The sequence below is a fragment of the Acinetobacter sp. H1(2024) genome, from assembly GCF_046557555.1.
In the GTDB taxonomy this organism is placed as follows: Bacteria; Pseudomonadota; Gammaproteobacteria; order Pseudomonadales; family Moraxellaceae; genus Acinetobacter; species Acinetobacter seifertii.
Map to the genome: position 1 here is coordinate 15891 of NZ_JBKGFO010000010.1, position 13574 is coordinate 29464.

Here is a 13574-nt window from a genome sequence, read left to right on the forward strand (position 1 = left end):
TCTTTTTGCCCTCTTCAAACTTACATCATTGCGGGATCACTAAAAGAGTCTTCACCCGTTTCGACTCGACCAGCAAAACGTCGGTAATAATATGTATCACTCTGACTAGTTACTTCAAAATCATACCAATGCCCTACATCAGCCAAAGCCCAATGTTGTTTAACAACCTGTCCCGTTTTTACGGTAAGTTGTAACGGCGCATCTTGTCGATATGCACAAGGTTTTACCGTCAATATTGAATCCTTGGTTCCTTCATTCATAAGTTCGACATAAACATCACCATTGGCAATGTCATAACAGACGCGAATTTCAGGTTTAACGCCACTATCAACAATACGTTGAATATCCCCTTTGAAATGACGATGGTAGCCATTTGGACCGAGTACCCATAAGTCGTAACGGCCCAAGTTATCTTTTAAAGCATCCCATTCATCATCTAAAGTTTTATTCGGCTCGACAATATAACGCTTTGGAATGCGATCCAAGTTGAGCTTGTCATAAACATGAAAAACCGCAGCTTGCGTACCTGTATTAGAGAATATTAATTTTACCTTACCGTCCGCTTTACAGCGCGCACTGGTATGCAATTCGTAAGGTAGCGCACGCGACAAACGTATGCCACTTTGCTGAATCGGTAACTTAATATCCGTAGGTACAGGAACAGCTGGCAAAGCTTCTTGATTTTCTCTTAATGCATCTGCCTGCACACGTGTTTGTTTACCATTAAGCTGCGGTAAAGCATCTGCATTTGGTGTTTTAAAGTTAAATGCACTGGTCAAATCACCACACACTGCACGGCGGTACGCACTAATATTCGGCTCTTTTACACCGAAACGTTTTTCTAAAAACATGAGCACGGACGTATGGTCAAACACTTGCGAGTTTACCCAACCACCACGGCTCCACGGAGAAATCACATATAAAGGAACACGCGGGCCTGGACCATAAACACGACCATCAGGTGTAGGCTGAGAATGGCTTCCTTCAGGCGCAGCGTGGTCAAAATATTCATCCTGCATATCGGCACTACTTAATGTCGATTTGCCAGCATACTGACCATTTGCAAGTCGTGATGGCGCAGATGGTGACGGTACATGGTCAAAGTAACCATCATTTTCATCGAAATTAATAAGCAGTGCTGTTTTACTCCAGACTTCTGGCACAGCAGTTAATGCATCAATAATTTCTTGAATAAACCAAGCACCTTGAACTGGGCTTGAAGGATCTGGATGTTCACAGTAAATTGATGGCGCATTAATCCAAGAGACTTGCGGTAATTTACCCTCACGAATGTCTCTTTTAAAAGCGTCAAGGTACTCTTCGGGTTTATTGCCTGGTAGTGTATTTGCAATGCCTTTATAGAGTGGATTTTTGGCATTATCAGTAGCCGCATCATAGGCTTTATACGGTAGTTTTTGGCCCGTATCGGCATACGGTTTATTCGGTTCGCCACCACTTGCAACTGGGTAGCCAGAAGCAATGTTTGCCTTTCTAAAGGAACGAAATGCACCAAGCATATTATCGCCCCATTCATCCGGCATATTTTGATAACAAATCCAGCTTACCCCTGCTTCTTCTAAACGCTCAGCATAGGTCTTCCATGTGTAACCACGATCTGCCGTAGCGGGATTACCATCAATCCAATCCCATTCGTTATTTACAAATGAACGCTTAGTCGGTGTTGCCCCATTGGTACCGGTTAAATGAAAAGATCGGTTCGCATCTGTTCCAGTGTGCATAGAGCAATGATAGGCATCACAAATCGTAAAGGCATTGGCAAGCGCAAACTGATATGGAATTTCTTTTTCTTTAAAGTAGCCCATGGATATATCAGTCTTATGAGTTGGCCAGTTCGCCATACGCCCATTATCCCATGCCAACTGACTATCGTTCCATGTATGCGGTGTGCCATCTGCACGCTGTGCATTATTGGCTGTACCGTCTAAATGAAAAGGCGTTAGAACTTGCCCATTGCGTCTAAGCTGTTCCCAAACCTTACGACCATTTGGCAAAGGAATTGTAAAGCGGTCAGCAAAACCTCGAACGCCTTTTAACGTACCAAAGTAATGATCAAAAGATCGGTTTTCCTGCATTAAAATAATAACGTGCTCAATATCTTGAATGGTACCCGTTTTATTGTTTGCAGGAATTGCTAAAGCCTTTTGAATACTAGATGGAAAAGCTACCAATGCCGCAGCACCAAAACCCATATTTAAAGAGTAATTTAAAAATTTACGACGTGTAATCATGATCAGGTTCTTTTTATTATTTAAGTTTAAGGAGCACAGCGCATTACAGGCTTTTTACCTGTCTCTGGTGTATTTGAATTATCATTTGATGAGTCGTTACAACCACTCAGCAGAATGGCGCCGATCAATAAAAAATAAGAATATTTAAAGGAAGTTGTTCCTGTGCATTGCCTTTTCATGACGATATATAGTCCATTTAAAATCTAAAATGGCTAACATAGAAAAGTACAATGACAGTGGCGTGACTTGAATATTTCAATCCAGTGAAAAATATGAAAATTCTATTATTTCCACATTTCTCACCAGATCAAAATTTATGTAAATTTAAGGCTTTAATTGAATATTTTGGAGTTCGCCATCAAAAGTATCAATCAGGCTTTTTATAACGGGTTGTTGCTGTAATAGCTCTGTCGCTCTATGGAAAGCTTTTTCTTTACGAATGCTTTGCATGACATAAGGTGTAGATGTATTAACTGCACCATACTCAACCGTAAATTGTGTATTCGGCCATTGCTGGTTTAATGCATCAATGAGGCCTTGTTGTAATTGGGTCAACATATTTTCATATTCTTGAGGAATATGGAAAATCGTATTGCCTCCAATTTCTCCAGTCATTACACCATGTTGAGCAAGTTCTTGAACGGCTGGAGAAAGCTGGCTGTTTCTAAACCAGTATTCCCATTTTTCAAGTGTCCACTCACCTGCTAAGACTTGAGCAGAAAGCTTCAAAATATCCTGAGGCATCAACTGCCCGTTATCAGTTGCGCTAGATTCTTTTTCAGCTGTAGCAGTTTCAACAACCACTTCAGCTTGCACCAATGGTTGCTGCTCAATAACAGGTTCAGAAACCAAGTCATGAGTTAAAGGCGCATCCTGACCAAGAGAAAACTCAGTATCAGATGTTTCAAACAAACCTTGCGGCTCAGCCGTAAAAGTTGGCTCAGGTTCAATTTTTTTGGCCTGAGTTTCAGTCTGAACTTGTACTGCCTTTTGTTCTGGCACGGGAATGAAATCTTCTTCCAGAACACTAATTATTTCTTGAACAACTGCTGACTCAAGCCCAATTAGCTCATGATGATTTGGATCAAATACCATTAAATCCTGATTAGACTGAGGTTCAGGTTCAGGTTCAGGTTCAGGTTCAGGTTCAGGTTCAGGTTCAGGTTCAGGTTCAGGTTCAGGTTCAGGTTCAGGTTCAGGTTCAGGTTCAGGTTCAGGTTCAGGTTCAGGTTCAGGTTCAACCATAGCGGGTTGGTTAATAACTTCAACCGGCTGAACAGTACTTACAGGAGTAATATCTTGAACTGTTGATTGCGCTTGTGAGTTTAGCCCCATCACTGCTTGCTCATTTTGTTGAACAGGCTCTGAAACTAAAATTTCATTAGGTGCTAAAGGACGGAAAGCCAATAAGCGTAAAATACACATTTCAAAACCTTGCTCTTGCGTTACGGCAAGTTGCAAGTCTGAACGACCTTTACATGCGATTTGGTAATAAAGCTGTAAATCTTGAGCAGAAATCAGCTTAGACAATTGCATGATTTTGCGATTGATTTCATCGCTATATTTCAAACTCAAATCAGGTAGATATTGTAAAATTGCCAATTCATGCAATGTCGAAATTAACTGATCAAGCACCAGTGAAACATCTAACGCTTGATGTCTAAATTGCAATAAAAGCTGACTCACTTTTTCACGTTGGTTTTGATGAACCGCTAAAATCAAATCATAAATAATCGTACGGTCAATCAAGCCAAGCATTTCTTTAACATCTTGATGATGTACAGAACCTTGACCATAAGCAATCGCTTGGTCAGTTAAAGATAATGCATCACGTAATGAACCTTGAGCAGATTCAGCAATTTGCCAAATTGCATCTTGATCGGCATTAATTTGCTCTTTTTCAAGAATAGCGCCAAGGTGCTTGGTAATTTCATCGACGGCTAAAGGTCGTAAAGTAAATTGCAAACAACGTGAAATAACCGTAATCGGTAGCTTTTGTGGGTCAGTCGTAGCAAACAGAAATTTAACGTGTTCTGGTGGTTCTTCTAGGGTTTTTAATAACGCATTAAAAGAATGCGTAGAAAGCATATGTACTTCGTCAATCAGGTAAACTTTAAAACGACCTTGCGTTGGCGCATAAGGAACGTTGTCTAAAAGTTCACGTGTATCTTCTACTTTTGTTCTTGAAGCAGCATCGATTTCGATCAGGTCAATAAAACGGCCTTCATTTACCGCTTTACACGTTGCACAGACTTCACACGGCGTTGAAGTCACACCTGTTTCGCAGTTCAAACACTTGGCTAAAATACGTGCAATTGTAGTTTTACCTACACCACGCGTTCCTGTAAATAAATAAGCATGGTGAAGACGACCGCGTTCCAATGCACTACTTAATGCACGAGAAACATGGTTTTGCCCCACTAACTCATTGAAATTACGTGGACGGTATTTTCTAGCAAGTACTTGATACATGTATGCTCCTTTTTACAGGCATAAGCATACTTTGTTTTTAAAAGAGTGTGAACGCATAAAGCTCATATCCGTACAGATAAACTGCGAACTGACTTCTTTTCTCTACCAGAACCATTTATTTGTTTAAGGATGATCATGATGAAGCTCTTGATCAGTTACACCTTCATCCATGGTTTGGACCAGCCCTACACCATCCTTAATTTCAGCCGAATAATTTCCTTTCTCGGTAAAAATCTGCATGATCGTATAGTGATCTTTTTGACTTTGAGTAATGGTAAAGAAATTCTGGTTCGGATCGCCCTGATCAAATTTTCCAGTCCATCGAACAATATCTTGGTCAACAGGTTCGATCTCTACAATTTTCCCTGTGCGATTAATGCCATTTTCCAACATTTGAAACTTAATAGTGTCGCCCACTTTTTTAAGTTCAATCACATTTGGATCATATTTAATGACCATACCTTTCGCATTTTTAAGCAGCGGAAAATTAATATTAGAAGGAAGCTGATCTTTTTCTATTTCATTAAAAACAATTTGTTGCCTAGACAACTTTTCCTTTTCTGATGAACTCAAATTCAGCATATTTTGACGAGAAAATTCACTCTGACTATCTGCCACTTTTGTCCCAGACTCTTGCTGACTTTCTAAAGGCGACGTTAAAGCAGAAGAGCTTCGCTGTGAAAAAGCAAACCAGATTAAAACTGCTAACGCCACACAAGCGATAGCAGTTCCTATTAACAATTTATTTTTCTTCATTATTTACAGCTAAAATAGAGATTAGTTATATAGAGAAATTTTCTGTGCGTTCAGGTTAATGACACTGACAGCATCAATTTTTCCTTCTTCACCTAAACGTACACCATATTTCGGGTTGTATAGGTATGGGCTAGAATAGAAATTAATATTATTACCACCCATTGCGGTACTTCCTAACGGATGAGCAAAGCCTGAGCCAATATTAGTTGAACCATTATGGTACAGGCCAAGATTGTGCCCGACTTCATGGCGCATAGCGGCAAAAGAACAACCTGCAATATCATTTGCACCAATCATATTATATGCAGAAGCATTGATCCAAGCCCAACCACAGCCACCATCGCCCGGCTCATTACCTTGATAATAAACACCGTCTGCCAATACACGTTTACGCTCATTCTGTACCGTCGTGTCATCTCGTCCAGTCGAGATCGCTTCTTTTAAAGTGGCTGCAGGGATTTTATAAGTTAAATAGCCCACATCTCTTAAGTAAAAACGCGCATTTGAATTTTCAGCGGTTAAGTTTGTTAGATTTACGCCTTCAATCATTCTAAGTTTTGCAGCGCTCTCTCCTAAAATTGCATTTACTTCTGGACTAGAAACTAACAACATATCAATTGTATAACTATCTACTGTCCAGCCTTGAGCAGTGTAAATAAAACGGCGATTTTCACCATTTTTAATTGCAGTAGACAAGCCATTAGCAGCATTAATATAGGTGTTTGCCGATGCATTCGACACAATAACCACCTTATCCCCGACTTGAGCTTGAGCTGGTAGCTGCAAGGTCGGTTGCCAATTTGATGTAGACAGTTTCACCTTTAAAGTGGGCTGAGTCATATTCGGTAAAGTTGCAGGGATTGTTGCCGTTGAATCAATCACCTTTGTTGGTGAAGAGATCAGCTGCCAATAGCCTTTATCACTTACATACATAAACTCATATTGATCGCCTGTTTTAAGCGTTAAAGTCGCTTGGCTATTAACATTGGTATTATTAATCTTTGCTGACCAAGTCGCTGTAGACTTGATAATAACTCTATCTCGATCACTTGCAGTGGTAGGCAAAGTGAAATTCGAGACCCAGCTCCCATCTCCAAATGAAACTTCCGTTAGCGGGCTACTTACCGCGGCTAAAGATGTTCCGATTTGCTGAACATTTAGCTTCTGAGGTTTTATATACTCTGGAACCCATTTTCCTAAAGCAGAATAATATTTAAACCAATATTCAGAGCCATTTTTTAATGTAAAACTGCTCGGGAATAGTAAATTTGTTTTATCAATCTCTGAGCTTGCACTTGCTGTAGAAACAACTTGTACGGTTGTTCCGTCACGTACATCACTCGGTAATGCAATGGTTTGTGCCCATTTGTCATTTTGAATGAGTACTTTTTGCATTGATGCGGTTGTTAAAGGTACGACCTCATAGTTAGTACCATTGGTAGGACTAACCGTCGCTAGCTGAGCAATCCATTTATTTTGACTGCTATTAAAGATGAGTTGATAAACATCTCCACTATTTATCTTCAACACTTCTAACGGAATATTCGTATTAGAAGTATCTAAATAACTACTATAGGCAGCACTAGAACGGATTGTAATTTTGTCCGAATTATTAGCACTTGCTGGTAAAGAGAGATTTTTGACCCAATTCCCATTAGCTAAAGAAAATTCTAAATCTGAATAACCAGATGGTATTGATCCACTATTATTATTCTGATTTGGTGAAAGTACAGTTGCGGCATACACAAGTGAAGACGCAACAATTGCTCCAATAATAAGTGATGTTTTTAATTTAAAATTCACAGCGGCCTCTTTTATTTGTTTTTAGATTTTCGAATAGCAGGTTAACAAACCATTTTTTTACAGTCAATTTTCGATCAATCAATTTTTCATTAAATTTCAATTACATGAATATTGAATCATTTTGAAATAAAAACATGAAATTTATTAAAGAATGGGTTATTTATGAGAATTAAATAACTAAATTTATTATAAAGAAAATATTAAAAAAGACATTTGAAGGTAAAAAGAAAGATAAATCTCTCTTTTTACCCTTTATTTTAGTTTACTTTCTTAGGAAAGTTAAACCAGACAAATACAGTTAAAAGGAAGAAACAAATAGCTGAAATAGTGAGTACCCAACTATGCGCATAGCTAAAAGCTTGCTGAGCAACTTCAATTAATTGCCCTCCCAAAGGGCTTTCAAGGTTAGAAGCTAATTGCATGGTTTCACCAATCGAGATACTCGCTTTTTCAATTAAGTTCGATGGAAGCTCTGCTGGTAAAATAATTGAGCGGCTATAAAACCAAGATAACATTAACCCGAAAATAGCGACGCCTAAACCAGCTCCAAGCTCATAGGCCATACCTTCAATCGCACCTGCTGCACTTGCTTTTTGTGGTGGAACAGATGACATAATGGCAGCAGTTGAAGCCAGTAAGGCAATCTCAATACTGAAGCCTAAAAAGACCATACACGTCCAAGCTAAGAAGTGATCGGTCGAAAAGTTAAGCTGAGCAAGCCCCCAGAGACTAAATCCACTTATTAAAATACCGACAGTAGATACAAGTCTAAGTCCCCATTTATTTAAACAGATTCCGGCTAATGGACCACCTAAACTAATTGCGATCATAAATGGAATAATAAACATGGCTGCTTGTAATGGAGAAAACCCATGCACAAACTGCAACTCTTGAGACAAGAGTAATTCAAAGCCAACCAAAGCAATCATGGAAACAACTGCCATCACAATGCTGGTAGAAATCACTGGATGTTTAAACAATTCCAGATCAATCATTGGCATGGTCGTTCTTTTTTGGCTTCGAATGAAGTGAATTAAAGTACTTATACCCACCACAAACATCACGACTGTAAGTACCGAGAAGTTGTACATCGCCGATTTAATTGAATAGATGAGGCTTAAAATGGCTACAACCAAAATTAAAGCTTGCCCTAGGTTAATTGGCTGATCAGTTTTCTCTTGTTGTTTTGGAATAATCATCGCGATCATGACTAGAACGACTAAAATAATCGGGATATTGATAAGAAATACAGCTCCCCAATGGAAATGTTCTAGTACAAAACCACCAACCAATGGACCAAAAGCTGCTCCGCCACCACCCACTGTAGACCAAAGACCAAGTGCAAAATTTCTCTGCTTTTCTTCGGTAAAAGCATTACGAATACCCGATAAAGTGGCAGGAATAAGCATCGCTGCCCCTAAACCTAAAACTGCTCGGGAAGCAATTAGCGCGTAAGCTGTTGGAGAAAAGGCCGCAGCTAGAGAACCGACTCCAAAAATTGCAGTTCCAATAAATAATAATTTTTTAAAGCCAATACGATCACCAAGTGCACCCATCGGCAAAATCAAACCCGCCATAATCAGTGAATAAATATCAATGACCCATAAAAGCTGATTGGCAGTTAAATTCAATGCTGCACTTAAAGACGGTGTTGCAACATGCATCACAGTTGCATCAATCGTAACTGGTAAATAAATAAGGACGATAATTGTCAGGATTAACCATTTTTTTTGCATAACGCTCTTCAATATCCAAAACTTGGACACCTGTTCAAATCATGGTTATTATATACACAATTGGACACTTGTCCAACTTTTAGTTTTAATGTAATTTGTGCCGAATTCAGTCAGGTGAAAGAAACATGGCCTATCTTAATCGCGATCAACGCAGAGAAATGATTCTGCAAGCTGCCATGCAAGTTGCTTTGGCTGAAGGTTTTACAGCCATGACGGTACGCCGAATCGCAACAGAAGCACAAACATCAACTGGACAAGTTCACCATCATTTTTCTTCGGCATCTCATTTAAAAGCTGAAGCTTTTTTAAAGCTCATGGAACAACTTGATGAAATTGAGCAAACCTTAAAAACCACTAGCCAATTTCAAAGACTCTTCATTTTGTTAGGTGCAGAAAATATCGACAGACTTCAGCCTTATTTACGATTATGGAATGAAGCTGAACTCTTGATTGAACAAGATGCAGAAATAAGAAAGGCGTATAACCTTGCCATGCAGAGTTGGCATGAATCTATTGTGCAAGCGATTGAATGTGGCAAGAAAGAAGGTGAATTTAAAAATACATCTAATTCAACAGACATAGCTTGGCGGCTCATTGCCTTTGTATGTGGATTAGAAGGTATTTATCAACTTGGTTTACAAGGTTTAGCTGAAGAAGACTTTAAGCGTCATACCGAAGCAATTATTCGTCTAGAATTATTATAAATATTGAAGCTGGCATTTATTAAAAACACCAGCATTTATTGATTATATAAAACTTAGAACCAGCCTTTACGTCCTTTTAAAACTTGATCGGTGCAACGTAAGGCTTCTTGAGTAAGCCCCCACAAACGGTAATCGCCCGTGATTGAACCAATCTGGAAGTTATGTGTATAAGCAAAGCTAAGATCACGCTCAGGGTCACACCATGCACCTGAGCCATTGTAACCAATATGCCCAAAGCCATTTTTAGCGCGTTTACCCATGGTAATAATGCGGTGATATCCTAAGCACCAATTCATCGGAATTGGCATGACACGATCACGTGCATAACTTTGAATGGTACTGAGTTCTTTAAATATTTCTGGGCGAATAAGTTGCTTTCCATCCCAATCACCTTGATTTGCTAGCATCGCATAAATTTTAGCAAGACTGTTTGCAGTAAATGTACCGTTTGCTGCCGGAATAACTGCTTGTAATCCCTCATCACTAAAGAAACTAAAATTCTTCATTCCTTTTGGAATCATGGCATCTTGAAAGTCTTGTGGGTCCTGCCCAGTCCATGTAATCATTTTTTCAGAAAGAGAACTTTTGCGCGGCTGAGGTTTGTTAGGTTTTTCAGCTTGAGTAGGTGCTAGTTTTTCTGATTTTGGTTGAATAATTAACCGTGCTACCCGTTCCAGCTCACTTGCAGGCGTACCAAAATAAGCACCGTCTAACTGCAAAGGTTCAACAAGATATTTTTGCATGAGTTGATCTAAAGATTGACCAGTTGCTTTTTCAAGCACGCCACCGACAAGCCAACCAAATGTTAAAGCTTGATATGCATTGCCCTGTCCTGCAAGGAATCTTGGCTTGGTGGCTGCCATCACATCTAACATATGTGACCAGTCCAGCATTTCCCTCGCACTTTCAATAATATTTCGAATATCAAACATACCACTTTGATGGCTCAGCACATGGCGTAAAGTCATTTGCTCTTTACCATTTTGAGCAAACTCAGGCCAATAAGTCGCAATCGGTTTATCGTATTCTAAAAAACCTTCACTGACTAAAATATGCGCCAAGGTTGCAAGTACACCCTTACCTGTAGAGTAGCAAACTGCCAAAGTGTCAGGTTGCCAAGCTTCATTTTGTGATTTTAGACCGGTGTAGATATCTACAACTTTCTGGTCTCTAAAATAAACCGCTAATGCAGCACCACCTTGTCCTGTTCTAGCATCTTGAAGACGGCTAAATTGGTGGGCTAAATCAATAAAACGTTCATCTAAAATACCGTGATAGTTATGGGTATCGGCCAGTAAAATTTCTTTAATCACATGAAGTTCCTTGCATTTTTTGTTATTTTGCTCAAAAGCAGCCCAAACCTCTGTTCAGGCTGCTGATATTTTTATAATGCTTTTACAGTTCCTGCAACATGCGGTTTTTTCGATTTTGCATTACGAATCAAAAAGTCAGTCTTTTTGTCTGTATTAGCAGTTAAAAACTCAACTTTTGACGGTAAGAACATTGGTAGCTTAAACCACACATCTGCTTCATAAGCATTAGGTAACTCAAGATTCGCTAATGCTTTAGCCTTGCTCCACATACCATGCGCAATGGCCTGTTTAAAGCCAAATGCTTTTGCTGTAATGGCATGAATATGAATTAAGTTAAAATCACCAGACACTTTCGCATAACGGCGGCCTGTGTTTTCTAAAATATCCCACTCTGCCTTTGGAACATAAGCTGGCGCTTGTTCTTCTTTAGCTTTCTCACCTACTCTTTTCTCGACTTTTTGGCGAGATAAATAAGTCGTTAAACCTTCCATCATTACTTCATTGCCAACTTTTGCCGTAGTAATAAAGTCAAACTGAACACCTTTATCATGTGGTTTTAGTTCCCCAAATTTACATGATAGAGTGAGTTTTTCAGTTACACCAATTGGTCTGGTTTGTTTAATCTGGTTACGGATATGCACTAAACCTAAAATTGGAAATGGAAAGGCTTCTGCTGTCATCATGTGCATTTGCAAACTTTGAGAAAGCACAGCCAGATAAATTGCCGGTACAAAACCATTATTTTGAAAGCCACATACTTCGTTATAAGCTTTGAGATGGCTCTGATCAATTTCAAGACGGTCTACCACATATTCAACTTGTGGCAAGATTTTTGGCCCCTGAGGCTTTTTAAAAATTAAGCCTTGTACTACTTTTGGATAAGCCAATGCCGCTTTTGGTAGTTGGCTAAAATGACGAGTATTCATACCTAACCTTTTATAATTTATAGATTCTTGAATAAAAAAGGGATGCACAAGCACCCCTATTTGGCTAAAAGTGCTTAAGCGCCCAATAAGCTTTGACCACACACACGTACAACGTTGCCGTTTACACCTGTAGACGCAGTTGATGCAAACCATGCAATTGTTTCTGCTACATCAACAGGTAAACCGCCTTGTTGCATTGAGTTCATACGACGACCAGCTTCACGAATTGCAAATGGAATTGCCGCCGTCATTTGAGTCTCGATAAAGCCAGGTGCTACTGCGTTAATGGTAATACCATTTTTTAAGATAGGCGCAGTAAATTTAACTAGACCAATCACACCAGCTTTAGATGCAGCATAGTTGGTTTGACCAAGGTTACCAGCGATACCACTAATAGATGATACACAAACAATACGGCCATTTGCATTTAGACCATCGTTTTCTAACAAGTAGTCATTTACACGTTCAGCAGCAGACAAGTTAATGTTAATTACCAAGTCCCAAAGCTCTGGCTTCATGTTTGCCAAAGTTTTGTCACGAGTAATACCTGCGTTATGAACGATAATATCTAAACCGCCTTGTTTAGCCGCAGCAGTTTTAATTTTTTCGCCTGCATCGGCAGCAGTAATATCAATTGCCAATGTAGAACCACCAATGTCAGCAGCTACACGGTCAAGGTCAGCTTGTTGTTGTGGTACATCTAAACAAATTACATGAGCACCATCACGTGCCAACACATGTGCGATTGCTTCACCAATACCGCGGCTTGCACCAGTTACTAACGCAGTTTTTCCAGCAAGCGGTTTTGCCCAATCAACATCAACTACATCTGCTTTAGATACACGAATTACTTGACCAGACACATAAGCTGAACGTGGAGAAAGCAAGAAACGTAAAGTTGATTCAAGGTTTGCAGCAGCACCTTCGTCTACATAAACAACTTGAGCAGTAATACCCTTTTTAAACTCTTTACCTACAGATTTGATAAAGCCTTCAAGTGCACGCTGAGCAATCGCCTGTTTTACAGTTTTTGCAGTTTCAGGTGTTGTACCAATCACAATTACACGACCAGAAGTTGCAACTTGACGTGCAATCGGATTAAAGAATTTATAAAGTTCGTTTAACTGTTCTGAGTTTTGAATACCAGACGCATCGAATACTACTGCTTTGAATTTTGATTCTTTATCGCCTGCATTGAATGGGCGTAAATTTAAACCTACTTTTGCAGCTTCTTGTTGTAATGCAACATTATTGCCTACATAGCTGTCAGCATGAATATTGCTAAGTACTTGTGCAATCTCACCAGACAATACACTTGACGGCGCTGCGCCAACCAATACTGCACCATTCACTACTGGCTGAGCACTTTCAAAACGCTCTAATACAACAGGTGATGGTAAACCCAGATTTTTAACAACGAATTTACCAATAGGAGATTGTGTAAATGCTTGGTATTGATCAGTCATGATTATTATCTCTCAAAGAAATGAATTTTCTACGACAGGCTTCATTATGTTATGAGATGGACAGAAACAATATGAAATCAGTCGTTCATTAGAGTTACTCCAAATCATACTTGAGTTCATCTTTGGATGTCTTGACCTGAATGCTATCT

At 39.4% G+C, this 13574-nt stretch carries 9 protein-coding genes; 1 reads left to right on the forward strand and 8 read right to left on the reverse strand.

The window, feature by feature from the left end; translation table 11 throughout:
- Nucleotides 1-20 precede the first annotated feature (20 nt).
- The 5 genes from ACLCEG_RS18450 to amvA all read right to left on the reverse strand — a co-directional run bounded on the left by ACLCEG_RS18450 (nucleotide 21) and on the right by amvA (nucleotide 9016).
- A complete protein-coding gene (locus ACLCEG_RS18450; RefSeq protein WP_410568698.1) occupies nucleotides 21-2249 on the reverse strand; it encodes a phosphocholine-specific phospholipase C in 2229 nt (742 codons plus the stop codon).
- A gap of 324 nt (nucleotides 2250-2573) precedes the next feature.
- Nucleotides 2574-4721 carry a DNA polymerase III subunit gamma/tau gene (locus ACLCEG_RS18455; protein WP_410568700.1) on the reverse strand — a complete coding sequence of 716 codons (2148 nt, stop codon included), beginning with the start codon at nucleotides 4719-4721 and terminating at the stop codon, nucleotides 2574-2576.
- A gap of 123 nt (nucleotides 4722-4844) precedes the next feature.
- Complete coding sequence (gene cpaB / locus ACLCEG_RS18460; protein WP_410568702.1) at nucleotides 4845-5477, reverse strand: metalloprotease secretion chaperone CpaB; 633 nt, start codon at nucleotides 5475-5477, stop codon at nucleotides 4845-4847.
- 21 nt (nucleotides 5478-5498) lie between these two features.
- A complete protein-coding gene (gene cpaA / locus ACLCEG_RS18465; RefSeq protein ID WP_410568704.1) occupies nucleotides 5499-7280 on the reverse strand; it encodes a metalloendopeptidase CpaA in 1782 nt (593 codons plus the stop codon).
- A 257-nt stretch (nucleotides 7281-7537) separates the two neighbouring features.
- Entirely contained in the window at nucleotides 7538-9016 is a 1479-nt protein-coding gene (gene amvA / locus ACLCEG_RS18470; RefSeq protein ID WP_410568706.1) for a multidrug efflux MFS transporter AmvA, read from the reverse strand.
- Between the two features lie 125 nt (nucleotides 9017-9141).
- Here amvA and ACLCEG_RS18475 point away from each other — a divergent pair, with 125 nt between their 5' ends.
- A complete protein-coding gene (locus ACLCEG_RS18475; RefSeq protein WP_077163386.1) occupies nucleotides 9142-9720 on the forward strand; it encodes a TetR family transcriptional regulator in 579 nt (192 codons plus the stop codon).
- 53 nt (nucleotides 9721-9773) lie between these two features.
- Here ACLCEG_RS18475 and ACLCEG_RS18480 read toward each other — a convergent pair whose 3' ends face one another.
- The 3 genes from ACLCEG_RS18480 to ACLCEG_RS18490 form a co-directional block, all read right to left on the reverse strand.
- Nucleotides 9774-11033: a serine hydrolase domain-containing protein gene (locus ACLCEG_RS18480; protein WP_410568708.1), complete on the reverse strand. Its 1260-nt coding sequence runs from the start codon at nucleotides 11031-11033 to the stop codon at nucleotides 9774-9776.
- A gap of 71 nt (nucleotides 11034-11104) precedes the next feature.
- Nucleotides 11105-11959, reverse strand: a complete 855-nt coding sequence (locus tag ACLCEG_RS18485; protein WP_410568710.1) for a MaoC family dehydratase — start codon at nucleotides 11957-11959, stop codon at nucleotides 11105-11107.
- Between the two features lie 74 nt (nucleotides 11960-12033).
- Nucleotides 12034-13425: a 3-oxoacyl-ACP reductase gene (locus ACLCEG_RS18490; RefSeq protein WP_410568712.1), complete on the reverse strand. Its 1392-nt coding sequence runs from the start codon at nucleotides 13423-13425 to the stop codon at nucleotides 12034-12036.
- Nucleotides 13426-13574 lie beyond the last annotated feature (149 nt).